The sequence below is a fragment of the Leptospira alexanderi serovar Manhao 3 str. L 60 genome, from assembly GCF_000243815.2.
GTDB lineage: Bacteria > Spirochaetota > Leptospiria > Leptospirales > Leptospiraceae > Leptospira > Leptospira alexanderi.
This window is the reverse complement of record NZ_AHMT02000065.1, coordinates 1-25,000: the sequence shown is the minus strand read 5'-3', so window position 1 is coordinate 25,000 and position 25,000 is coordinate 1. Positions and strand designations below refer to the sequence as shown.

General features: G+C 41.3%; 20 protein-coding genes, 2 pseudogenes and 1 CRISPR repeat array (1 of these 23 cut by a window edge). Of the genes and pseudogenes, 13 read left to right on the top strand and 9 right to left on the bottom strand.

Features of this window, described 5'->3' with window-relative positions; all coding sequences use genetic code 11:
• From sufU to LEP1GSC062_RS20265, 6 genes are all read right to left on the bottom strand, one after another.
• Window positions 1-297: the 5' portion of a Fe-S cluster assembly sulfur transfer protein SufU gene (gene sufU, locus LEP1GSC062_RS20295; protein ID WP_010576583.1), read on the bottom strand. The gene continues 138 nt to the left of window position 1, outside the view; 297 of the gene's 435 nt are visible here — the first part of the coding sequence; it begins with the start codon at window positions 295-297; its stop codon lies off the left edge, out of view.
• Entirely contained in the window at window positions 284-1,522 is a 1,239-nt protein-coding gene (locus LEP1GSC062_RS20290) for a cysteine desulfurase (RefSeq protein ID WP_010576582.1), read from the bottom strand. Before LEP1GSC062_RS20290 ends, sufU begins: the two co-directional genes overlap by 14 nt.
• Window positions 1,523-1,527: 5 nt before the next feature.
• Window positions 1,528-1,839, bottom strand: coding sequence for a non-heme iron oxygenase ferredoxin subunit (locus LEP1GSC062_RS20285; RefSeq protein ID WP_002723648.1), 312 nt, complete (start codon window positions 1,837-1,839; stop codon window positions 1,528-1,530).
• Window positions 1,836-3,032 (bottom strand): Fe-S cluster assembly protein SufD, encoded by a 1,197-nt coding sequence (gene sufD / locus LEP1GSC062_RS20280; RefSeq protein ID WP_020985355.1) that lies wholly within the window; start codon window positions 3,030-3,032, stop codon window positions 1,836-1,838. Before sufD ends, LEP1GSC062_RS20285 begins: the two co-directional genes overlap by 4 nt.
• A gap of 7 nt (window positions 3,033-3,039) precedes the next feature.
• The gene (sufC, locus tag LEP1GSC062_RS20275) at window positions 3,040-3,807 is read right to left on the bottom strand and encodes a Fe-S cluster assembly ATPase SufC (RefSeq protein ID WP_010576580.1); all 768 of its coding nucleotides are present in this window, start codon (window positions 3,805-3,807) and stop codon (window positions 3,040-3,042) included.
• Window positions 3,808-4,392: 585 nt separating this feature from the next.
• Window positions 4,393-5,778, bottom strand: coding sequence for a DUF389 domain-containing protein (locus tag LEP1GSC062_RS20265; protein WP_020985341.1), 1,386 nt, complete (start codon window positions 5,776-5,778; stop codon window positions 4,393-4,395).
• A gap of 1,269 nt (window positions 5,779-7,047) precedes the next feature.
• On the opposite strand from LEP1GSC062_RS20265, the gene LEP1GSC062_RS20250 reads away from it, so the two are divergent.
• The 8 genes from LEP1GSC062_RS20250 to cas2e all read left to right on the top strand — a co-directional run bounded on the left by LEP1GSC062_RS20250 (window position 7,048) and on the right by cas2e (window position 17,172).
• Complete coding sequence (locus LEP1GSC062_RS20250) at window positions 7,048-9,843, top strand: CRISPR-associated helicase/endonuclease Cas3 (protein WP_039942883.1); 2,796 nt, start codon at window positions 7,048-7,050, stop codon at window positions 9,841-9,843.
• An 11-nt stretch (window positions 9,844-9,854) separates the two neighbouring features.
• Window positions 9,855-11,456, top strand: coding sequence for a type I-E CRISPR-associated protein Cse1/CasA (gene casA, locus LEP1GSC062_RS20245; protein ID WP_020985345.1), 1,602 nt, complete (start codon window positions 9,855-9,857; stop codon window positions 11,454-11,456).
• A 5-nt stretch (window positions 11,457-11,461) separates the two neighbouring features.
• On the top strand, window positions 11,462-11,998 hold the full coding sequence (casB, locus tag LEP1GSC062_RS20240) for a type I-E CRISPR-associated protein Cse2/CasB (RefSeq protein ID WP_010576577.1): 537 nt from the start codon (window positions 11,462-11,464) through the stop codon (window positions 11,996-11,998).
• On the top strand, window positions 11,995-13,068 hold the full coding sequence (cas7e, locus tag LEP1GSC062_RS20235; RefSeq protein WP_020985350.1) for a type I-E CRISPR-associated protein Cas7/Cse4/CasC: 1,074 nt from the start codon (window positions 11,995-11,997) through the stop codon (window positions 13,066-13,068). Before casB ends, cas7e begins: the two co-directional genes overlap by 4 nt.
• Window positions 13,069-13,812 (top strand): type I-E CRISPR-associated protein Cas5/CasD, encoded by a 744-nt coding sequence (gene cas5e / locus LEP1GSC062_RS20230; protein WP_020985342.1) that lies wholly within the window; start codon window positions 13,069-13,071, stop codon window positions 13,810-13,812.
• A 287-nt stretch (window positions 13,813-14,099) separates the two neighbouring features.
• Window positions 14,100-14,900 carry a type I-E CRISPR-associated protein Cas6/Cse3/CasE gene (gene cas6e / locus LEP1GSC062_RS20220; protein WP_010576576.1) on the top strand — a complete coding sequence of 267 codons (801 nt, stop codon included), beginning with the start codon at window positions 14,100-14,102 and terminating at the stop codon, window positions 14,898-14,900.
• Between the two features lie 1,050 nt (window positions 14,901-15,950).
• A complete protein-coding gene (gene cas1e, locus LEP1GSC062_RS20215) occupies window positions 15,951-16,835 on the top strand; it encodes a type I-E CRISPR-associated endonuclease Cas1e (protein WP_010576575.1) in 885 nt (294 codons plus the stop codon).
• Window positions 16,816-17,172: a type I-E CRISPR-associated endoribonuclease Cas2e gene (gene cas2e / locus LEP1GSC062_RS20210; RefSeq protein WP_010576574.1), complete on the top strand. Its 357-nt coding sequence runs from the start codon at window positions 16,816-16,818 to the stop codon at window positions 17,170-17,172. The genes cas1e and cas2e overlap by 20 nt, the downstream gene beginning before the upstream one ends.
• 51 nt (window positions 17,173-17,223) lie before the next feature.
• A CRISPR array of direct repeats spans window positions 17,224-18,168; the repeat unit is 29 nt; unit sequence CTATTCTCCACATGCGTGGGGTTGAACCG.
• Window positions 18,169-18,496: 328 nt separating this feature from the next.
• On the opposite strand, the gene LEP1GSC062_RS20205 is transcribed toward cas2e, so the two are convergent.
• Both LEP1GSC062_RS20205 and LEP1GSC062_RS20200 read right to left on the bottom strand, forming a co-directional pair.
• Window positions 18,497-19,648, bottom strand: a complete 1,152-nt coding sequence (locus tag LEP1GSC062_RS20205) for an acyltransferase family protein (protein ID WP_020985337.1) — start codon at window positions 19,646-19,648, stop codon at window positions 18,497-18,499.
• Between the two features lie 450 nt (window positions 19,649-20,098).
• The gene (locus LEP1GSC062_RS20200; protein ID WP_010576573.1) at window positions 20,099-20,419 is read right to left on the bottom strand and encodes a DMT family transporter; all 321 of its coding nucleotides are present in this window, start codon (window positions 20,417-20,419) and stop codon (window positions 20,099-20,101) included.
• 615 nt (window positions 20,420-21,034) lie between these two features.
• On the opposite strand from LEP1GSC062_RS20200, the gene LEP1GSC062_RS24420 reads away from it, so the two are divergent.
• The 5 genes and pseudogenes from LEP1GSC062_RS24420 (at window position 21,035) to LEP1GSC062_RS22685 (ending at window position 23,651) form a co-directional block, all read left to right on the top strand.
• Entirely contained in the window at window positions 21,035-21,394 is a 360-nt protein-coding gene (locus LEP1GSC062_RS24420; RefSeq protein WP_010576572.1) for a hypothetical protein, read from the top strand.
• 480 nt (window positions 21,395-21,874) lie between these two features.
• A complete protein-coding gene (locus LEP1GSC062_RS26015; protein WP_020985354.1) occupies window positions 21,875-22,603 on the top strand; it encodes a TolC family protein in 729 nt (242 codons plus the stop codon).
• Window positions 22,593-22,814, top strand: a complete 222-nt coding sequence (locus LEP1GSC062_RS25210) for a hypothetical protein (RefSeq protein WP_020985348.1) — start codon at window positions 22,593-22,595, stop codon at window positions 22,812-22,814. Before LEP1GSC062_RS26015 ends, LEP1GSC062_RS25210 begins: the two co-directional genes overlap by 11 nt.
• Window positions 22,811-23,466 (top strand): annotated as a pseudogene (locus LEP1GSC062_RS20180) (efflux RND transporter periplasmic adaptor subunit); the annotation flags it as partial. The gene LEP1GSC062_RS25210 and the pseudogene LEP1GSC062_RS20180, both read left to right, overlap by 4 nt.
• A gap of 14 nt (window positions 23,467-23,480) precedes the next feature.
• Window positions 23,481-23,651, top strand: a complete 171-nt coding sequence (locus LEP1GSC062_RS22685; RefSeq protein ID WP_010576569.1) for a hypothetical protein — start codon at window positions 23,481-23,483, stop codon at window positions 23,649-23,651.
• A 320-nt stretch (window positions 23,652-23,971) separates the two neighbouring features.
• Here LEP1GSC062_RS22685 and LEP1GSC062_RS20175 read toward each other — a convergent pair.
• A pseudogene (locus LEP1GSC062_RS20175) lies at window positions 23,972-25,000 on the bottom strand (transposase); the annotation flags it as partial.

Sequence of the window (25,000 nt, the reverse complement as noted above, 5' to 3'; positions counted from 1 at the left end):
TTCCAAAAACATATTCTTAAAACGGGAAAGAATATTTTCCGCTTCGGAAACCGTCTTTCCCCGAATCGATTCGGCCATCATGGAACCGGAGGCTTGAGAAATCGAACACCCCTTTCCAGTTACACGAACGTCCGCGATTTTATCTCCGTCAAGATTGATCGTCAGCTCAAGTTCGTCCCCGCAAAGAGGATTGATCCCTTGTTCCGATAGATCCGCAGGTTCGAGTTTGCCTCGAAATCTCGGATTTTGATAGTGATCCAGTATAACTTCTTTATAAAGACTATCACTTAAGGACACGGGAGAATATCTCCTTTACCTTAATTAGACCCTCAATCAATCGATCAATGTCGCCTTTTGTATTGTAAAGATAGAGACTCGCGCGGCAAGTTCCCGGTATGTTCTTAAACGCCATAAAAGGTTGAGCACAATGATGTCCGACCCGGATCGCGATTCCCTCTTCGTCCAAAATAGTTCCGACGTCGTGCGGATGCACTCCCGGAAAGTTGAAGGAAATCACTCCTCCTCTTTTGGATAAATCTCTCGTTCCGTAAAGTTCCAATCCGCCGAAATCGTCCAATCGATTAAGTGCGTAAGCGAGAAGTTCCACTTCGTGATTTCTGACTTCCTGCATTCCGATCGTTTCGAGATATTCGATCGCAGACTCGAAACCGATCACTCCCGCGATGTTAGGAGTTCCCGCTTCGAGTTTGGAAGGAAGCTCCGCATACGTGGATCTTTCCTTATAAACGTGAGCGATCATATCCCCTCCGCCCATCCAAGGAGGCATCTCTTCTAAGATTTCTTCTTTTGCGTAAAGAACTCCGACTCCGGTCGGACCGAGCATTTTATGCGCGGAGAATACGTAGAAATCATAATCCATTTCCTTCATATTGACCGGGAGATGACAAACCCCCTGAGCCCCGTCCACAAGAACCTTGGCCCCTACTTCTTTTGCTCTTTTCTGAATCGGTCCGAGGTCGTGAATCGTTCCGGTCACGTTCGACATCTGAGCAACGGCGACTAACTTTGTCTTAGTCGTGATGATCTCGTTCAAATTATTCAGATCCAAAGTACTGTCTTCGTTCAAAGGAATGAATCTTAATACCGCTTTTTTTTCCTGAGCGAGCATCTGCCAAGGTACGATGTTGGAATGGTGTTCGAGTTCGTTGAGTACGATCTCATCTCCTTCTTTGACTTGAGCCCTTCCCCAGGCTTGCGCGACCAAGTTGATCGATTCGGTCGCGTTTCTCGTAAAGATACAAACCTTCGCGCACTGGGCTCCGATAAATCGGGAAATACGAATCCTACTGAGTTCGTATTTTTCCGTGGTTTTTTGAGAAAGATAATAAATTCCACGATGTATGTTTGCGTTTTCTTCTCTATAATACTTTTCGATTCTATCAATGACCGTAAAGGGTTTTTGAGAACTAGCCGCACTGTCCAAAAAGACAAGCGGCTTCCCGTTCATCATTGTTCCCAAAATCGGGAAATCGGTTCTGATTCTTTCGGCTGAGAAACTCATATATGTCAATCCTCCAAATCCACTTCAATGGAGTCACCTACGATTCTCACGGGATACACGGGGAGATCTTCCACTGCGGGCATACAAAGCGCCTTTCCGGTTTTGATGGAAAATTGTGCCTCATGCCTCGGGCAGGTGATTACGTCTCCGCACAATTTCCCTTCGGATATAGCTTCTCCGTCATGTGTACAGACGTCTTCAAATGCGTAAAGGTTACCATCCAAACTCGTGATCCCGATCCTATTATATCTGGTTTCAACTACTTTGACTTTCCCGTTTTCGACTTCGGACAGATTTGCGAGTTTACGAAAGCTCATACCGAACCCTCCACCTTACGAGCGATGAGTTCAAACAGTTCTTCTCGGATGGAATCCGATTCGATTTCACCGATCACTTGGCCTAAAAACCCGTCCACGATCATCCTTCTGGCTTCGTCCTCATCAATTCCCCGAGAAGCCAGATAGAACAACTGTTCTTCGTCGATCTCTCCGACCGTGGCCCCATGTTCACACTTTACGTTTTCCGCATACACTTCCAACTTTGGAATCGATTCCGCCCTAGCGGAACGGCCCAAAAGAAGGTTGTTGTTGATCTGAATCGCATTTACGTTTTTGCAGGAATTTGGAATATGAAGATTTCCGGTAAAAATATGATGCGCCTTATCCTTAAAAGCGCCTCTGTAAAGAATCGAACTTTCCGTATGACTTTCCTTGTGAACGATCTTCACTTCGGAATCCTGGAATTCTCTCGCCGCCATCGGGGCCAAACCGATCACTCTCGCTCTCGCACCCTTTCCGGAAAGTTCGACGCCCATAAGATTTTTGCCCTTATATCCGCCGGGAGTGATCTTTGCGATTTTAACGTCTGAATCCTCCTTTTGATCGGAGAACAAATTCTGAAAATGGAATACCGAAGAACCAAAGGATTCGATTCCGACATAGGAAACTCTAGATCCGGCTCCGGTGTAAATCACGGTAAGACCTTGGAAGAGTTTGAAGTCTTTCTCTTCCGGACATTCGTACCGTTCGGCGATAAACGCCTTGCTTTGATTTCCGATTTTTACCACAAGGATGGGGAGAATTTTATTTTCCTTCTCAAGTCGAAACTTGATTTCGACTTCTTCCTTGAGAATGAGATCATTTTCCACTTCGAGATAGATTCCGTGGGTGAAGTTGGAAAGGCTGTAAAGCGTAAACCATTCTTCATTCCGTTTTTGGAATATACTTTCAAGGTTGTTTAAAAAGAATTCGAGTTCTTTTCCGGAAAGAGAGTCCGCTCTTTGAAGTTTGACGCCATCGGGAGCCTTCCAAGAAACCGCGTTTATGTCAGGGGTTTCGGTAAATTCTTCCGGATGAAAATTAGAAAGCGGAATTTTTCTCCAGGATTCGTTTTCCGATCCCGGAATTTTCAGAGTTCGGAATTTCGCAAAGACCTTGGCGCGAAAATCTCTCAGAGCCTGAGGTTCTCCGCTACGGGAAAGCAGATTCTCAAACTGCGTTTCCAAAAACATTTTCGTTTCAGTCTCCGGATTCTGCAAGGACCCAGTCATATCCCTTCTCTTCCAATTCCAGCGCGAGTTCTCTCGTTCCGGTCTTCAGGATTTTTCCCTTTGCAAACACGTGAACGAAATCGGGCGTTATGTAGTTTAGCATTCTTTGATAGTGTGTAATGAGTAGAATGGAACGTTCTGGAGTTTTGTTTCTGCTGATTCCCTCGCTTACGATTCGAAGCGCGTCTATGTCCAGTCCCGAATCAGTTTCGTCCAATACGGAAAGTTTCGGTTTGAGTAAACTCATTTGGAGAATTTCATTCCTCTTTTTCTCTCCTCCGGAAAATCCGTCGTTCACATAACGTGCAATAAACGATTCCGGAATATCGAGCGCAGCCATGGCTTCTTTGAGTTCTTTTCTAAATTCTTTGACCGGTAGTTCCTTTCCTCTTACAGACTTTACAATGGTTTTTAGGAAGTTTCCGATCGTAACTCCGGGTATACTCGTAGGATATTGAAAGCAGAGGAAAATTCCGAGGCGCGCACGTTCGTTCGTCGGAAGATCCAAAATGGATTTTCCTTCGAATAAAATATCACCCGATAAAACTTGGTATTTCGGATGACCCATGATGACGTTGGAAAGCGTGCTTTTTCCGGAGCCGTTCGGTCCCATAATGGCATGAATCTCTCCGGATCGAATCGTGAGATTGACGCCCTTTACGATCTCTTTGATTTCTCCAGAATCGCCGGTCTGAATTCCCGCCCTGAGGTCCTGGATTTTTAAAATCTCGGTCACAAAAGCACCCTTATCAGAAGAAAGTTATGGGATGTAAAAGGATTGGAGCAATTACGGTCGATTTGAATTTGCCGATCCATAAAAGTTTTCGTCTTTCTGTGAGAAAATCGCTCCTGGCTCTTTTCCTGACCCCTATTCTACCAGTGTTTTTTTTTGTAGAAAGAGATCAAATAGGAAAGAAATGCGAACTAAGTTCTAACAACCCAAACTCAATGGGCACTTCCTAGTTCTTAAGGACGCCTCCGAGATGTCAGGTTGAAACACGTTCCAAAGAACTGTCTGTGTTGAACTGAAACAAAGGAGTATTCCCCAAACGGGCCACTCAAAGGCTGATTTCAATACTCATCCGAAAAAGAGTCGAACCGTCCTAAAAGTTGAAATATTTAATTTTTTAAATCCAATATTACAAAGATGCCCGTAATGTCAGAGTTCACAAATCGGCAATCATTTCCTATAATCTATCGAAAATCGGCGTTATTTTATATACGATTTTAAGACCGAAAATTCGAACGAACTGCAAATTCGGAAGCGGCTCATACTCGAAATCCCTATTTTCAAGACGCCGGTTCTTTTCCCAAATCAAATTCAGAGATCCAAGACCTTTAAACTTTCCACTCCTATTCTTAATTTCAAAAAAAGCTCCAGTCGTTTTTTTTCCACGTCACTGATCGGACGTTTCCATTTTACGAGTATCGTAATTTCTTTCGAGGAGGTAAAATCCTGAACATTCTGAACCAGAAAATCTCCGAAAGAAAACGATTCCACGTAAGGAAACAATACGTTGATCTCTTTCGCCACGGATTGAACCAAATGATCCTTATCCTTCAAAGTTCGAAGTTCATTTTCCAAAAGTTGAATCTTTTCTTCCTGATTTTTCGAACCGACTCCGGTTTCGAGAGAAAGATTTCCAGGCCTCTTGTGTTCCGCCTCCGTACCTCCAGACTGGATGATCTTCAACTCGGTTCCTTCCAAACCGTATTTAGGAAGAAGAGATTTCAACTGAGCAAGAACGTCTTCGGACAAAGTTTCACCGATTATCGTAACTTCGATTTTTTTTTCGCCGCTCTTTCTTACGACGTTTGCGGAGAGGATCTTACTTTTTTCAAACGAGAAATGATTCTCAAGATAATTCTTTGCGTTCCGTTTAAACGACGAATCGACTACGATATCGTAGGCGAAATAAAGGCTAGGAAGAATCAAACAGATGGACACCAAATACACGTAACGATAAATCTTTTTATCGACCGCCGGGTCCGTATAAACAGTACGAGTGAATTTCAAATAACGTACGAAAATTAGGGTACTGATTCCGATAAAAACACTGTTGATCAGATAGAGATAAAAAGCGCCAAAGAAAAATTTTAAATTCCAATTCGCAAGTCCGTAACCCGCGGTACAAAGCGGAGGCATCAGAGCGGTGGCGATTGCCACTCCGGGAATTGCGTTCGAAATCTTGTCTTTTCGAGAACCCGCCACAATACCGGTTGCACCTCCGATAAATGCGATTAACACGTCGTATATGGTAGGGGATGTTCTCGCCAGAAGTTCGGATTGAGCGTCGGAAAGCGGGGAAATCAAAAAGTATATTGCGGAAGTAAAGAGGCTTAAAAGTGTCATTACCGCAAGATTCCGTAGGGATTTTTTCAAAAGTTCGAAGTCGTAAATTCCAAGCGCCAACCCAGCACCCATGATTGGTCCCATCAAAGGAGAAATAAGCATGGCTCCTATGATAACCGCAGTAGAATTGATATTCAGACCGATCGATGCTATGAAGATCGCGAAAATCAAAATCCATAAAGCGGAACCGGAAAAATTGACTCCCCGTTTGATCGATTCGATAGTCCCATTCTCGTCGGTATCATTTTTGATATGAAACAAGGAATTGACGAACTCAAACAATGGGCTCAATAAATCCCAAAAACTGGGCTGTTGATCGTCGGTTTTCTGTTCACGAGATGTTTTTTTTTGCATAGTATTTTTCTCCTATTAAAAACGACTCTAAGTAAATCGGACCTGCCTTCGATGTTAGGGCTTATTTCTATTCAGCTCAAGATTTTTCCGAATGTAATTTATTAGCCGAAGCTCAAAACTTTTTGTCAGCAATATTTGGGTCCTAACAGTTTAACTTTTTTAGAGCTTCTAGTCCACTAAAAAGGTTTGGATATTGACTTTTATTAATTAACGTGAGCAGGGTCGTAAGAAAGTTTGGGCGAATAAGAAACTAAAGTGCAACGACTCGCTATGGGCGTCGTCGCAGCTCGCGAATTTCATAGATAAAATGGCTCGCGACCGCGCTTTAACTCAATGTTTCTCCCTACGGGTCGAAACATATAATCGCTTTCGCATTTTGTTATACCGAACTCACGTTAAATAAGTCAAAAAAAATATTTCTATTTATAACCTGAACTCATAATTTCCAAAATCCCTGTAAATTGTTTCCGATATATTAAAACAAAATAAATTTATATATCTATTTATTATTATATACTAAATAAATCCAAACGGATGCGTGATGCAAAAAATAAATTCAATTCCAAGAAAAATACAAAAAAAGAATTTCCACGCTCATTTTCAGGAAACGATCCCGACTAAATTACAAATGAGTTTCGAGAAAAGTAAAAATTATATTCTAAAAACAAACGGTAGGAATATTACAAATGAATCAAAATAAGAACTGTGTTAAACCCCACAAATGTGGGGAAAATACTCTCAAAACTGAATTTTTTGTGCAACTTTACACGGTTCAACCCCTTCTAGAGAGGAACATTACTGCTTACTTTTTTAAAGAGAACTTTTTTGACATTAAAAAAACTATTTTTGTGCAACTTTACATTTATTGATCGACATTTTACAGCTTTGCCTATTTTTTGAAAAATATGGAGGTCATTATGACCAAAAAGAGAATAAAATCCATATTTGTGAGACCGCAGAATCCCAAAGAACACAAATAATAGAAGATTCAGATCCACAATATTACACGGAATATAATCAAAGCAGTTCATTACACATGACCCTCCGTTCCTATGAGGAGGAAAATTATCATTCGAACGGATTTCCCAAAAATGATACTGAATATCCACCAAAATTACGGCTGTTGAAATCAAATTCCTAGATGAGACATCTTGAATTCGAAATCTTTCAAAAATGTGAACAATCCCCTACAGCGGTATAATCACCACCGTAGGGATGGCGCAGACACAAAAAGAAAAATCAATCTGTCATTTGAAACACAGAGAATCAATGAAAGCTGAAGAAAAATCATATTACAAATATTGGGGAAAAGCGAATAAAGAAGGCAACTATCATCTTCTGGTCTATCATTGTTTCGACGTTGCGGCAGTCGGAGAAGTTTATTTATCTCAAAATGAAACTCTATGCGTCCATTTTTCTCAGAAATTAGGAATCGATCCCCTAACTTTTAAAAATCTTTTTGTTTTTTTTCTGATATTACACGATCTGGGAAAATTCTCGGATTGTTTTCAGTCTCTTATTCCGGATATCAAAAATACATTAGGTAATTCTAATTCTCCAATCGGACCTTATTCCATACGACACGACAATTTGGGTTATATTTTTTGGGGGAAATGGATCCTGAAAGACGAAAGATTCGGAAACTACAGCGGATTTTTAACCGAACAAAATTGGCTGGGTTGGAACGGATTACAATCTTCCAAGGACAAAAGTTATTTTACAGAATTTACAGACGTTTTGATCCGTTGTGTGACAGGACATCACGGACGTCCTCCCTCTAAAAACGGATATTCGGGACAAACGGCGGTCAGTCTGGATTCTCACTTTACCGAAGCCGACCGGTTGGCCGCTTTGGATTTTTCCAAAGAGATAAATCGTATCTTATCTCCAAACCTGAATTTCAAAGGGAATTTAAAAACATTATACGATTCTATGCTCCAAATTTCCTTTTGGCTTGCCGGACTTTCCGTTTTGTGCGATTGGATCGGTTCCAACGCAGAAATTTTCAAATATCACACAACGCCAATCGATTTAGAAGAATATTATACAAAAATTTCCTTAAATAACGCGTTGAAGGCAGTCAAGAAATCCGGGATTTTACCTTCCAAAATCGCTTTTAACGGAAATCACTTTGGCATTTTTGAATATTTGCAGGAACCGACCCCTTTGCAGAAATTTTGCTCGGAAGTCGTTATACCGGATTCTCCTTCCCTTTTTATTTTAGAGGACGTTACCGGTTCCGGGAAAACAGAAGCGGCTCTGATCTTAACTCATCGTCTTATGCAAAAAAACTCTTACTCCGGTTTTTATGTGGGCCTTCCTACCATGGCTACCGCAAATGGTATGTACCGAAGAATGAGTAATGTCTACCGGAATTTATATACGAAAGAATCCTTACCCTCTTTGATCCTTGCACACGGCGCTCGGAATTTATCCGATTCCTTTCAAAGTTCCGTGATTTCGGATAACGCAATTCTTGCGGATCGGAATTATTCTTTCCAATCCGAAAAGGACCCGGAGGAAAGCGCCAGTGCCATTTGCAACATTTGGCTCTCGGACAATCAGAAAAAAAGTCTACTCGCGGACGCAGGAGTCGGCACGATTGATCAAGCTCTTCTTTCCGTGCTGTCTGCTAAGTTTCAATCCCTTCGGATGTTCGGTCTTTCTCGAAAGGTCCTCATATTGGACGAAGTCCATTCTTACGATCCCTATATGGTCGAACTCATCTGTTGTCTTTTAAAGGCTCAGGCTAAAATAGGGGCCTCGGTAATTCTTCTCTCCGCAACCTTACCGAAAATCCTTCGTAAAACATTCTCCGAATCCTTCGCCTTAGGATTGGATACGGAACTTCAAGATATAAAAAGCGGGGAATATCCTCTTGTTTCTTTAATCTCCAATCGGTCCGTAGTGGAAGAAACTCCGATTCCCACTCGAAAAGAGGTCAGTAGAAAATTGAACGTAAAGTTCTTTTTCAATCAGGAACAAGTATTGCAAAAAATATTAGAAATGTCTAATCAAGGACGTTGTGTTTGTTGGATTAGAAATACGGTTTCAGACGCCTCGCGGGCATTCTCTTTTCTCCATTCCAAGTTAGGCGATCAGGTTATACTTTTCCACTCTAGATTTGCAATGGGTGATCGGCTGAACATAGAATCCCAAATTTTGGAAAACTTCGGCATTCAAAGCGATCAAATATCTAGAAAAGGAAAAGTAGTCGTTGCAACCCAAGTTGTGGAACAGTCCTTGGATTTGGATTTCGATTGTATCATCACGGATCTCGCTCCGATCGACTTAATTCTACAGAGAGCCGGTAGACTTTATAGACATAGTAGGGACATATCCGGAAACATCAAACGGGGATTAGACGAAAGAGGAGTTCCGATCCTATGGATCTTTTCTCCCGAAGCGATCGACGATCCGGAATCGGATTGGTTCAGTCGGTTCAGTCGAGGCGGGAGCATGGTTTATTCGGATCACGGTAAACTTTGGCTCACCGCAAGGCTTCTCCAAGAACGAAAAGGATGGAGAATGCCGGAAAATGCAAGAAATCTAATAGAGTCCGTGTATGGGATCAACGTAGTAGTTCCGCAGTCCTTTCAAGAAAACCAATCCAAAGTGGAAAACGACAAGAAAAAACGGGAAAGCGCCGCCGTTTTGAGTACGATTCGTTTGGAACTAGGATACGATTCCACCTTAAACGAAACTTCTTGGGACGATTCCAAATTTTCCACAAGATACGGTATAGACAATTCTACAAAAGTAGTTCTGGCCAAGTTCGTTTCCGATCGTTTGGTTCCTTGGATTTCTGACACTAATCGAGACTGGCAAAATAGCGAACTTCCCGTTCCGAATTATCTGGTGGAAAAAGAATTTATATTCGAAAATTTGAATATTTCCGAAGTTGTCTCTAACTGTAAAAAAAATCTACCGGATAAAGGCAAACATTGCGTTTTACTTCCCTTGTTCTACGCAAACAATTCTTGGAGAGGCAAAGCCCTTAACAAAAAGAACGAAGTCGTATCTTTTACTTACGACGAAAGATTCGGTTTTAGAAAAGAGAAATAAAGAGGAACCTTATGAATTTAATCAAGGACGTTTGGATTCCGGCCCAAAGGTTTTCCGGAAAATTTGAAGAGATCTCCCCATTTGAGATCACTTCCCAAATCGAGAATGACTCGGATCCGGTCGTGTCCTTAAACGCTCCCAGACCGGACTTTAACGGCGCGTTGCTCCAATTTTTGATCGGACTTTTGCAGGCAGTTTTTCCTCCCGAAAACGAAACCGAATGGGAAGATCTTTTCGTAAATCCTCCCTCTCCCGAGGTTCTAAAAGAAGCGATGGAGAAAGTGGAGTCCGCCTTTGAGCTGTTTGGTGACGGTCCCAGATTTATGCAGGATACAAACCTCAACGAAGAGGATACGATCTTTGATATTTCCGCGCTGTTTATCGAATCTCCCGGTGAGAATACGATCAAACTGAAAAAGGATTTTTTCATCAAAAGAGATTCCATTTCCCAGATCTGCGAAAAATGCGCGGGGATCGGTCTTTTTTCCTTTCAGACCAATTCTCCTTCCGGAGGTCAAGGACACTTAACGTCTATTCGCGGAGGCGGACCTCTGACTACATTCGTAACTTCTAAATTAAAAAATCCTAAAAAAAATTCCCTCTGGTCGAAACTCTGGCTCAACGTTCTTCCGAAATCGTATTTCCAAGTTAACGGTCAAAAAAAGATCCCCTTTCAATCCGTTTTTCCTTGGACCAACCCGAAAATAAAAGATCTACAAACCAAAGGAAAAACGACCACTCCCAAAGACCTGCATCCGTTGAGCGTCTATTGGTCCTATCCGAGAAGAATCCTTCTGCGTAAGGAAGATGAAAACGGCGCTTGCGATGTTTGCAATCGTTCTTCCTCCGTTTTGGTCCGTTCGTATCATACGAAAACCTACGGCCTGAGCTATTCGGATGGAGGCTGGATTCATCCTTTCAGCCCTTATTATAAATCCAAGGAGAGTTGGCTTCCGTATCATCCTCAACCGGGAGGAATTCTCTATCACTATTGGCAAACGATCGCTCTCGGTAAGGGCCAAGAGGATCAAGCCGCCTTGGTCATTCGTCGTTCTTTGAATCGGAAAATTCCGGGGGAACAGACTTCGATTCTAACCTTCGGCTACGATATGGACAACATGAAAGCCAGATGCTGGTACGAATCCGAAATTCCGTTTTTTAATATTCCTTCCAATAAAATCGAAAAATTCGAGGAACAAGTTTCGCAAATCCTAAATACAAGTACAGAGATCAAAAAAAATCTTCGCCAAGCGGTTCGTAACGCTTGGTTCGACAAGAAGAACGATACCAAAGGGGATTTGGCGTTTTTAGACGTTTCTTTTTTGAAAGATACGGAAAGTTCTTTCTACGATCTGATCCGAAATGTTAAAGAAAATTTAATCTCGGGGGCAGCGGACTTTGCGGCCCTGAAAAAAAACTGGCTCAAACTTTTAAACGAGTCCGCTTGCAAACTTTTCGATCAGTACGCGGAGTCCGGTAATTTCGAGTTCGAAAACCCTAAAAGAATCGTAGAGGCGAAGAAAAATTTGAAAATCTTCAATCTCGGTTCGAAAACTCGAAATATACTCGGGCTGAACACACCGGAAAAACCCTCTAAAAGGAGAAAAAAATAAAGACAATGAGATTTTACGAAAACAAAGAGAAATATAATGAAATTATAATAAACTGGTGGACCGATCTGAAATCTCGGACGGGAGACAGAGCCGCCCTGAGAAGATGTTCCAACGGATTAGACACTTTGTTGATCCCTTATACCCATAGACTGATCTCCAAACTCTTCCAGGAAGGGTTTCAATTTTTTCCGGATAAAATCGGTCCGATCGCAGGTATTCTTTCTCATATCGAAGAAGACAGCCCTTCCGTTCCATTTGCACGCAGCATGGCGCGAAAAGAGGGAGAAAAGCCGGTCATAAACGAGATCCGCTTCAGAAAAATATTACAATATTCGGATATACTTTCGGAAGAACTATTCTACCAAAATATGATCCGGATCGTCAAGAACCTGAAGAAAAAAGCGAATCTTTCAGACCTTTCCCTTTCCATTTACTCTTGGAATCAAAAAACCAAAAAAGACTGGGCCTACGATTATTACGGAACCCCAACAAGCGAAAACGATCTCGACAATTTAGAAAATCCTCAAGGAGAAAATCAGTGAACCGTTTCATCCAAATCCATTTCCTTACCTCTTATCCTCCCTCCAACTTGAACCGGGACGATTTAGGAAAACCCAAAACCGCGATTCTGGGAGGAGTAAACAGACTTAGAATTTCCTCTCAAAGTTTAAAAAGGGCCTGGAGAACTTCGGACCTTTTTCGGGAAACGTTATCCGGTCATATCGGAATCAGAACCAAAGAAAAAGGGAAAGAAATTTATCAGAAATTATTGGATGGAAAAATCCCCGAAAAAAACGCAAGAACTTGGAGTAAGTCAATTGCGGGTATATTCGGAAAACTTAAAAATCCTTCGGAAAAAGAATTGGAAAAAAATCCTCTTTTGGATCTGGAAATAGAACAGCTCTCCCATTTCAGCAAAGAAGAGAACGAGGCGATTTCTTCCTTAATCCAAAAATTGATCGATACCCAAAAAGAACCTTCCAACGAGGATCTGAATCTTTTAAAAAAAGAAAATTCCTCTTCGGATATCGCTATGTTCGGTAGAATGCTCGCTTCCAAACCCGCGTTTAACGTTGAAGCGGCCGTTCAAGTCGCTCACGCGATTACGGTTCATAAGGTTGCGATCGAAGACGATTTTTTTACGGCGGTCGACGACTTAAACAGCGGAATCGAGGATGTGGGAGCCGGTCACTTAGGTGACGTGGAATTCGGTTCCGGTCTTTTTTATCTTTATATCTGCGTCAACCGGGATCAACTTCTTAACAATCTGAACGGCAACAAAGATCTGGCCAAACGAACCATAAGAGCGTTAGTCGAAACATCATCTACGATTTCTCCCACGGGAAAACAAAACAGTTTCGCCTCCAGAGCGAGAGCTTTGTATTGTATGATAGAAAAGGGAAACGAACAACCCAGATCCCTACATACCGCGTTTCTGAACTCCGTGGAGGACAAAGGAATTTTGAACGCGGCGATTTCGAAATTGGAATCCGGCAGACAAAACTTCGAAAAAGTATACGGCTCCTGCGCTTCCGGGGGTTTTAAAATTTTCAACGTGGATTCCGGAAACGGCTCCTTAAAAGAAATATTAGATTTTGCTCAAGAGGATTAGATGAAAGATTATTTGGTTTTTCGCCTCTACGGTCCCCTCGTTTCTTGGGGAAATATCGCCGTGGGCGAATATCGTCCCAGCGATTCTTTTCCGACCAAATCCGCAATGATCGGTTTGATCTCGACTTCTTTCGGATTCGATCGCTCGGAGAATGGAAAAATTTCGGAACTTGTTGAAAGCGTTTTTTTTGCGACCAAAGTGTTCACTCCCGGAAGTCTATTACGGGATTATCATACGATCCAAAGCCCCGGAAACGTTAAACGGTCTTTACTCACTAGAAAGGACGAACTTTTGGATTCGGAATACGTTGAGACCATTCTTTCGAGCAGAGATTATAGAGTGGACGCCGTTTACGACGTCGCTCTCTCGGAAAAAAAACGAACCTCCTACTCATTGAAGGAAATTCGAAACGCCCTTTTGAATCCGATTTATACTCCGTATTTAGGCAGAAAATCCTGTTCGATCGCCCTTCCTATGTGCCCCGAAATTTTGAGTTCGGATTCGTTTCCGAACGCATTTGAAGAATATAATAAAATTCTCATTAAGAAATACGAATCTTCAAATTACAAGGACCCTTTGCCGGATTTATTTTCCAAATCGTCCGCGATTTTGTATCTTTGGGAAGATTCGACGGAGCTCTCGGAAAAAGATCATGCCCATGCTCGGAGAGACGAAGTATTAAACCGAAATAGATGGCAGTTTCAAGATAGAAAGGAGTTTTTCAAAAGTGTGTCCAAAACCTGATTCCAAGCATGATTGTCCTTAAGTACGATTTCCTTCATGTTTCGGTCGATCGAAAGCGATTATTATGTTGCAATCGAAGAAACTCAGGCGGATGCCTCTCTATGGATTGGTATCCGGTCAAACAACATTGAATTCAAGCGCAGTCCGGTCCGGATTTACTTAATTCGGGTTTTGTTCACTTGGATCATCTCAAAATGTCCTTTCCGGAATACTAACACACGTTTATCGAGAAAGGTGATTTTCGAGATACATTTAAACCAACGTCAGATATCGTATGGAGAACCGATATGTTTTTATCACAACTTAAATTAGATACTCATAATATTCACAATAAAATTGTTTTTAATTGGATTCAAAATCCCTATAATATCCACCAAAGATTGTGGATGGCGTTTTCTGAGAATTCGCCGAAAGACAAACTTCAAAATTCTCCGTTCCTTTTCCAATTGGATTATAATTCCGATCCCGGTAAAATTTCTTCGAGAATCCTCGTGTTTTCCGAAAAACTGCCGAACTGGGAGCGAGCCTTTCAGGAATTTAAAGTTTTAACGGAAATCCCGGTTGGAAATCAAATCAAACAAATTTCTCCGACTTTTATTCAGGCCGATGCGGTCCTGCGCTTTTCTCTTACCGCAAACCCCACGAAAAAACTTAAGGACTATCGTAGTTTGTTTAAGGAGGAACTCAAAGGTTTCCCCGACAAATTCGATCCTTCCGATCGTGTTTCCTTTTGGGAAGGAAAATCCAAACTGGAAGATCTGAAAAAAACTCTTACTAAGGACCAAGTTAACAAGTTAAAGTCGAAAAGAGTCGGAATTTATCACGAGAAGGAGTTGTTGGATTGGTTGAGTAAAAAGGGAAACGACAACGGCTTTTCTCTCGTAAGCGCCGCCGTAGAACATCAATCCGATTTTTCCGCAAATAAGATCAAAGGTTCTTCGTTTCCATCCATTCCTAAAATTCATACCGTTACCTTTTCCGGTATTCTTAAGATCACGGATCCGGATAGATTCAAATTTGCTTATACGAAAGGAATCGGTTCCGCTAAAGCTTTCGGTTGCGGTATGTTATTGTTAGCTAAAACGTAAATGTCGATTTGAATAGTTTCATTTCATTTCGCTTTTTGGATTTGAATCCCTCGCATGCGTGTTATTTGATGCTCTTTTTTTCTTTTTCGACCGAGTTTGGGTATTTGAGCCATTTTTCGTTTTAGAACTTGTCTCAAGATTTTAGAATTGTAGGAACTCCTATTACTGATCTCTATATAATAGAGTTCCCAAGGTTCTGCCACGGGAAATTTATGCTAAAATTGACGGTACTCTTTTATATAGAAGATCAATAGTTTAACACTGAAAAGACGTTTTTAAAAACCTATAAACTTCCACGTAATCCGTGGGAGCTACCTCGTTTTGTTCCTAACGACTTAACAATCATATCCTCGATATAAAAAAATTTTGACGAATAAGAAACTAAATCCCTGCCGAATGATTTATAAAGGCCTCCAAACTTCCTCGATCGCAATATAACAATCGCATTTTCCATACAGGACTCGCCACAAATTATTAATAATTTATAATTTACTAAAAACAATTTCATTCCACAAATTAAATTCCGAGATTATTTAACGTGAGTTCGATATAACAAAATGCGAAAGCGATTATATGTTTCGACCCGTAGGGAGAAACATTGAGTTAAATTCCGAAGGAATTGGAGCATTATGTTGCGATCGTAGGCAGCAACATTGAGTTAAAACGCGGTCGCGAGCTATTTTATCTATGAAATTCGCGAGCTGCGACGACGCCCATAGCGAGTCGTTGCACTTTAGTTTCTTATTCGCCAAACTTTCTTACGACCCTGCTCACGTTAATTAATGAGACAAAACCCTCGCAAGCGCCGCAAATAAAGCCTACTCAAAATCCATAGCCAACAAAGAGACATAACGTTCAAAAATCACTACATTTTATCACGAACTTGCCGAGCGGTTTCGGTCGATTTCTTTTAATCCTCCGAAACACAAACTATTACCAAAACAATATTCATTTATTATATTCTTAATTTATAATAGACTAATTTATTTTTCAGAATTTCATTCTGCCGCGCTTGTCCTTTCAATTGAGAAATCCGACAATCAATTCGTTATGCCAAACAGAAACCTTCAAGAACTTCCAAAATTCGAAGACAATTGGTCGCATTTATACTTTGAAAAAGGCAGAATCGACCAATTTCAAAAGTCCATCGGTTTTCATTATCTGGATAAAGTCGTTCCGATTCCGATTGAAACGATCGGTCTTCTTTTATTGGGGCCGGGAACCTCAATTACTCATGAAGCCATCAAAAGAATTTCGGACAGCAGATGTCTTCTTGCTTGGACGGGCGAAAGCGGAGTCCGTTTTTATTCCGCTGGTTATACGGGTACTTATTCCGCAAGAAATTTACTTCGTCAAGTGGAAGCTTACGGCGATCCGAAGGAAAGAGATTTAGTGATCCGTAGAATGTATCAATTCCGTTTTTCGGATGAGATTCCTGCAAACGCTACCATCGAACAAATTCGCGGCTTAGAAGGGGCGAGGGTTCGAAAAATTTATAGGGAATGGTCTCAAAAATCCGGAGTTCCTTGGAAGAGCAGATCTTACGACCAAAATAGCTGGGACTGGAGCGATCCAATCAACCGCGCTCTTTCTTCCGCAAACGCCTGTCTTTACGGAGTGGTTCATGCGGCGATTCTTCAATCCGGTTTTTCTCCCGCTATCGGTTTTGTTCATACGGGCAAACAGTTGTCCTTCGTTTACGATATTGCAGACCTTTACAAAGCGGAAATTACAATTCCTCTGGCTTTCGAAATTACCGCTGAAGATGCGACTAACGTAGAAAGAAGGATTCGTTTTGCATGTAGAGATAAATTCAAACTTAGTAAATTACTTAAGAGGATTATTCCGGATATCAAGGAGCTGATTTATGGTGGTTTTGATTTTGGAGAGGGTGAAGACCTCTCAGAGGGGAGAGATGTCGCGGTTAGCCATTGAACTGAAACCGGGCGTTTTTGTCGCTTCCATTAACGCGAGAGTTCGAGATCGGATCTGGAAAAAAATTTCCGAAGAATGGAAGTCGGATGCGATCATGTTGTATTCGAGCAACACGGAACAGGGTTACGGTATCCGTTCTCACGGCGATCCTTCTCGCGAGATTATGGACTTTGACGGTTTACTTCTAATGTCCAAACCCGATTCGAAACGCGATCAGAAAGAAGTTATGAGTATTTCCGATTTTTCTATGGTCACCGAAGATTCTCCTTTTTCAGATCTCAAAGGCTTTTTCAACGAAAAGGCAGACTCCCTTCTTTTAGAAGCAGATGATCCCTAATGAATCGAATGAACAGACATAATTCTTAAGATTCCTATACAAACTTTTAGCCTATTCTCCACATGCGTGGGGTTGAACCGAAAGGTATTACTCATACCATCCCCGTTTGGAGCTATTCTCCACATGCGTGGGGTTGAACCGGGAAGTCGAACCAATTCACAACCTGTTTGATACTATTCTCCACATGCGTGGGGTTGAACCGTGCTGCCACAATTCTGTATACGGGTTCTCCCGCTATTCTCCACATGCGTGGGGTTGAACCAGGAAACATTTCGGAAGAATATGATAGAATCGGACTATTCTCCACATGCGTGGGGTTGAACCAAAGCCGAGATCGGATTCTAACGATCCCCGATCTATTCTCCACATGCGTGGGGTTGAACCGGGCTACTATTTCCAAACGTAAACTAATCATTACTATTCTCCACATGCGTGGGGTTGAACCGACGATTCACCAACTGACTGCAATCCATCTATCCTATTCTCCACATGCGTGGGGTTGAACCGATCACAGAACTTCCATAGCGTCATTCCGTTGACTATTCTCCACATGCGTGGGGTTGAACCGTGCTGCCACAATTCTGTATACGGGTTCTCCCGCTATTCTCCACATGCGTGGGGTTGAACCGGCGACGTCAATCGCTTCGGAAAGAGAATAGTTCTATTCTCCACATGCGTGGGGTTGAACCGAAGAGATTTTAAAAAGTCCGTTTCTCAATGTTCTATTCTCCACATGCGTGGGGTTGAACCGGCCGACCAGGAGAAGTTGGAACTTGAATGGGACTATTCTCCACATGCGTGGGGTTGAACCGCCAGGAACTAAGCGGCCTTCCACAAGCCACACTATTCTCCACATGCGTGGGGTTGAACCGAATTTCCGGATCGCCAAAGTTCTTCAAGATTCCCTATTCTCCACATGCGTGGGGTTGAACCAGGTGGATCACCTTCTTTTCCGCCCGTTCCTGGCCTATTCTCCACATGCGTGGGGTTGAATGGAAAACAGAATGGATTTTGATTTAAAACCCTAACCACTAATTCCTAACCACTAACATCTTGAAACACATGCGTGGGGTTGAATGGAAAACAGAATGGATTTTGATTTAAAACCCTAACCACTAATTCCTATCCCCTAACATCTTGAAACACACACGTGGATTAATAACTTTAACGATTGTGCAAGTAACTTCCCCGCAAAATCCGCTAAAAGATTATCAGCTGGAAAAAATCATAACGAAACGTATCGCAAAAGAACAAACCCATAAGACATACAAGAAATCTGAATCCGATTATAAAAATCATTTCCTTTCAGATTTCTTGAATCCTTTTAAACTTTGATATAAATTTTCCTTTTATCTAAGAAACTTAAGATTCCCCACCAAACCGACAAATGAAGAACCGCGTATAACAACGATGCGAGATACGGGTCTGCAATGAAAACAAGTTTAGAAAAAAACCAGGCTTTGACACCGACCGATTTTCCATTCTCTAACATGATTGTCCAAAGGTTGAGCGTTCTCGCAAGTATTCCGGAACCTACAAAAACTAAAATCGCGTTCTTACCGAATACGAGTAACGGTTGAAAAAAGATTTTCAAGTTCAATCCGTTCCACTCTTTCAAAGAAACCAACGAATTTAAATATTCAAAAAATCCTATGCAAAAAAAAGAGAGCCCTGCCGTATATGCTGCGTAACTTCCAGTCCAAAGACTTTTATTCATCGGTAAACTTTGATCCCATAACAAGCCGACAAATGTGAATAAAAATCCCAACCCGAATATACCGAGAACCCTTCTTTTTCCTCCACCTTCTCTCAAAAAAAGGATAAAACCGCAAAGTACTCCGAACAAAGAAGTGGCAATCGATGCGATTCCACTTAAAAATCCTTCCGGGTCCCAGGTTTTGGAAAATTTCCAAAGATGTTTTTCTCCGATAATCGATCGATCGATCCAGGCTCCTATGTCCTTCCCCCGCTCCAAAGATACCATCGATTCTCCAGGAGGAGCGATATGGGTTAAGATCCAAGTATGAACGAGTAAGATCAGAATTAAGAAAATCAACACTTTCTTTCCCGGAAATATAAGATACAAACTCGCAACGGCCCAATACACAAATCCGATTCTCTGCAGGACTCCGGGAATTCTGAGTTCTGCAAAAGACCATTCTCCGAAAAAATTCAATAACAGTCCGAGCAATATCAGATTAACACTTCTTATACAAATTCCAGCCCAGATCCCACCACGATTCATTCCATTTTTAGAATATAATGAAATTGGAATTGATACTCCCACCGCAAATAAAAAAAAGGGAAACACCAAATCCGTCGGCGTACAACCGTTCCATTCTGCGTGTTTCAAGGGAGAATAGATGTAAGACCAAGAACCGGGATTGTTTACGAGTATCATCCCGATTACGGTCATTCCTCGAAATAGATCCAAAGATAAAATCCGATCCTTATTTTGAGTCGATTTCTTTTCCAAACGACGACCTTTGAACTTTTCGTTTTTTCATTCTTGAGAACTCTGTTTTCCTACCGCACGCAATTCGATCTTTGATTTCTTGAGACCATTTTTCGTCAAATTCAGTTTTTGAATTCCAAAAAATTTATATATCCGTCTCGAATATACTTCGATTCGAACCCTCCGTTTCGAATCCTTTCCCGACTCTACAACACCGATTTTGATTCAATTCAGAGATACTCTTTTTGCAAACATCTACGAGGTGTCCGTTTTTTCACGAACTTAAAAACCCGTTTCAAAACCTTAGAATGTGAAAACTACCGCAGAAATTGAACCGCGCAAAAATCTGCTCGAAACCAATAAGGGCGTAAGCTGCGAGAACCACCGCGTTTTGTTGCGAACGATTGTATGCAGCTGACTTATTTCAAGATTTTGGAATAGGTTTTAAATAAAATCGGATTTTAAATTACTCTATTCCGAAACTAAAAATTTAAGGCCTAAGACCGAAAGAATCAGCGTAGACAAAAAGAATCCTCTCCAAAAATCGATAGGTTCTCCATGAATTACAATACCAATCAGTATGGTTCCTGCCGCGCCCAAACCGGTCCAAATTGCGTAAGCAGTTCCCATAGGAATCGTCTGAACCGCCTTGTTCAGAAACGCCAAACTAAAAACCGAAGAAACTACAAAACCCCCGACCCATGTCGGTTTAGTAAAATTATCGGATAACTTGAGGCAAGTCGTAAATCCGATCTCGAATGTGGAAGCGATGATAAGATAAATCCAAGCCATAGCCCACACTCCTTTACTCTAAATGGATATCAACTCATTATCGACAAATCCCAATCATTGTCCCCATACGATCTCGAAAGAAACATGATACACTCGGGTTTTTTTTCAATCGTTCCACTTTTCGATAAGCGGAAACGAGTTTTACGATTCAAAATCGAACCGTTTCCACAGATGCCTCCGCCCAGACAAACACCGAGTAGTTGTACAAAAAACCGTTTGCGAATTTCTAAATATATTAAAGTTTTATAATGATCGACCGGAACCGCAAGAATTCACAAAAAACCGATCCGAAACATACTTGCAACTTCGGGAATCGTCCAGGAAAAAAATTGCAAACACGACAAATTCGGTTCTATCGGGCGCACCGTATTATGATTTTTCTTGGATGAGATTCTAAAGATGGAAACTTTCCAAAAAGAAAAACATCCTTTTCCATGAAGCACTTAAGTAATTCCCACCATAAAGGAGATTATAACCCGCCCAAAACAACTTACGACTTGTCCCAAATGCCGATGAAGCCGAACATTGTTGTAAAGAAAAACGGCTTGATTGAGAGCGGTTTGAGCTTCTTTAAAATTCTTTTCAAAATAATTTGTTTTGTTGAAATTGTTCTCCATGAAACCGACCGGACTCATTCGAAATCACACTTTTGCATTGCTTCCGGCTTTCTTACTTTACCTTTTTTCGTTCGTACCCCTGCTTTCCGAAAACGCGGAACCAAAAAACATTTGGGAGAAACTCGGAACGTTCGAAACCGGAAAGGGCAAACTTCCTCCTTCCTGTTCTTTCGAAGGAGAAGACAAAGATCTTCCTCAATTTTGGCTTGAGGATTTGATCGAATCCGAAACCGCCGAATCGAATACGTTTTCAATTCGATCGGAAATAAAGACGATTCCTTGGGTCTTTGTCCTTCAAATTGGATTTAATGAAAAACTTTCATATTTCCTAATCAACCTTCCTCCGCCAATTTCCTAAAACAGTCTCTCGAACCCTAGGCAATCACCCTTCTCTAAAAGTAATTCCGGAGCCGAATATGTACGTATCGGCCCAACGCGTCATTTTTATCTACATAATTCAGTTTATTATACTATTCTTTCTTTCATCCGAAATCCTATCGGAAAACAACGGAGATTCTCCGGCCTTTTTCGAGGAACATCTCTCCAAAGAGAAGTCCGCTTCTCCCAAGAAAATCAAAATTGATCTCAAAAAAGCGGAAGAGACTTTTTTAAGAAATAACCTATCTCTTCTCGCAAAACGCTTGGAGATAGAAGCTTCCAAAGCGGAAATCATTCAAACTAGCCTCTGGGATAACCCTATCCTTTCCATAGACCAAAACATCTATAATCAAAATACCAACCGCTATTTGGACACGACAAGAAACGGTCAGACCACAATTCAAATCGAACAGATTTTCGTATTAGCGGGAAAACGTGATAAACGAATTCGTATCGCCCAATGGAATACCAATACAAAAGAACAGGATTTTTACGACCTTTTAAGGGCGCTCAAACTGGAATTGAGAGTCACATTTTACAAATTATTTTTTCTAAAAAATCCCTCGAATTTTTCGACGAAAACATTCGTTCCATTCGAAAGACGATTAAAAGTTCAGAAGCGGTCTATAAAAATCGGGACATTCTACTCTCCGAAGTTCTAAGACTCAAATCCATCCTGTTTCGACTCGAAACGGACCACTCTGAAATAGTAAACGACATTATAGAAAAAGAGAATATTCTAAAATTATTACTCAACGAACCGAATTATTCGGAAGCGATCTTAGAAATCAAAACTACCGACCTGGGCGAAAAACAAAATTCGATCCTTGCCAAAAGTGACCAGGAACTCCTTTCCATCGCTTTTGAAAAAAGACCCGATCTTAAAGCCTTGGAATTTGGAATCAAAGCCGAAGAGACGAACCTCGCTCTCCAAAGGTCTTTGGCGATTCCAGATTTGACACTCGGAGGAAGTTGGGACCCCGCGGGAAACTACGTCAATAATTACTACGGTTTTACTGTTTCCATGTCAATCCCCACGTTCGATCGCAATCAAGGAAACATTCGGGAATCCGAATTGATTCTCGCTTCGAAAAAAGCAAAGTATGAGGAAAAAAATCAAGATCAAAGCCGAAGTCCTTTCCGTCGTCGGAAAAGCCAAAGAAAAGGAAAGATTACTTTTGGAATATAAGAATTCCTTTACTAAAGATTATCAAAATCTGGCAAGTTTAATGCTGGAGAATTATCGTAAAAAGTATTTAACGATTTTGGAATTCGCCGATTTTTTCGAAGCTTACAGCGACAATTTTCTAAAAATGCTCCGACTTCAATCGAATCGAATCGGAAGCCTCGAATCCGTCAACTACACGTTAGGAAGTACCGCTTTGGAAATTGGCAGATGATTTTGAAAAATATCTTTTTTTCTCTACTCGCATTCTATCAAACAAGGCCGAAATCGGTTTTGTCCGCGGCGTTTCTCATCCTTACTCTTTCGATCTTTCTATATAACTGGAACTTATCTAAAAAAACGCAAGAACACTGGAAATTGGAAAAAGTAACTAGCCCTCATGTCTCCGAAGCAGGGGCAAAAATCGAATTTCCAAAAGATTATCCCGGACTTGCACGTTTGGTATATCAAAAAATCAGAAAGGGAAACGCCGACTTCTCCGTAATTGCCTCGGCTCGTGTAATCGCAAGCATCAACACTTCTGTAAACTCCGGTGAAAAACTGATTCTTTTCGATTCGGGAGAAACGACCCATCTCTACTCAGAATACAAACGCACTCGCGTAGTCGCCTCCAAAGCGTTCAAGGATCTGACGAGAGTGAGAGACATGTACGTCAATCAAGCCGCGACGAGAAGAGACGTCACTGAAGCGGAGTCCAACTTTGCGGTCGCAAAAGCGGAAGGGCGGAAGCCGAATCCAAATTGAGAACGATCGGTTTTAATCCAAAAGAACTCGACTCAGTTTCCGGTACTTCATATTGGATCATCTGCGACGTTCCGAAATCTCAACTGAGCGGAGAAGAAAGCGGAGAAGAAGTAAAAATTCAATAAGAGAACTCGTGTTGGAAAAAATCAGAAATGCGGATATTCCTCAACACGCGAATCTTTCCTTAGCGCCACTCACCGGGCCGGTCGGGGAAATATTTCGTTATACGATCGAGGCCGGAGAAGAATGGAACGGAATGGATTTGCGAACGATTCAAGATTGGATCGTCATCCCCGCCTTACCATAACCAACCCCACAAATTAAGAAGGCTTTTGGGATCATAAGGATCAAAAGCTGATATTTTTCAAGTGTTCCGACGTGTTAGTGATTAGGGGTTAGTGGTTAGAACATTACATACAATAAAATGCAAGTGTTCCGACGAGAATGAGGCTTTTTACTTGCAAGAAGTATGATTTTCTGATAGAGAAAAATTTCCCGAGTTTTCCCGCCGCCTCTCCCCACGAGCCTGTTGAAAAAGAGACGGAGAAAAAACCTCTATTTTAAACCTGATTCGAATTTAAATTTTTTCATACTACCTGGCGACATCGGAACACCTTCGTTCGGAAATTAAATATAACGAAATCCACAAAGCTTGGCAATATTGTGAGCAGAACATCTTTCCGACCATTCAGTGGATACTTTTTCGATTCCCTTTGTCAAAAAGGATTTCCTCCGCGAGAACCTTTGATTGCACCGAATACACCTTCAATGGAAGGAAATCTTTTGGAGTAAACGGTTCTGGATTGAGGTTCACTTAGATTTCTTCGCATCTCCATCGTATAGAAGTTGTTCATCTGATCCGGATGATAATTCTTTGCCGAACTCGAATGGATATAATTTCTTTTTAGATTCTTAGAATTTACCAAAATAGACTTTGATTTTCCCTTGGAACAAAACTGTTTTAAACGACAACCGGAACAACTAGTCGAACGAAAATCCGAATAGCTATCTTTTCCATGAAGATATTTTTCCGTTCTGAATTTAAGAACTCTACCTGTCGGACAGATGAATCGATTCAATTTCTTTTCATACGTAAACCGGATCGATTTTGGTTTACGTTGAGTGGATTTTGGGGCTTTAGGAATTTTCCCCACTTGAAATAATTTTGTTATTTTCTGGTCCGGGCAATAAAGGTCGAATTCTTTTAAACTGCGGAAGTTAGCCTCACTCGCATAACCCGCATCCAAGACATATTGAATTTTTCTTAAATCCTGGTCTTTTGATTTTATTGATCTCTACATAAAGGAGTACCGCCAATTTTAGCACAAATCCCCGTTTAGATGTAGAATTTTGGACACTCTATTATGTAGGGATGAGTAAAGAAGAATAACAGGATTCAACTTTTTGAATCATCTTTTCTGTAAACTGAGTATCCGATTGTCCGGTCTCAACACATTATGAAATGATCATGTTTGATTTATAATCGACCGCCGCCTGCGCATTGTAACCTACGATAAAGCCATTTCTTCTTTTTTGTAGATCGCAATTTCTCTCATAGAGATGAACCCGACGACGGTCTTTGTGCTTTTTTAAGAATTTTACAGCTTCCTTGAGCTTGTCTGTTTTCCGTTCTAATTCTTTTCTCTTGTTTTGTAT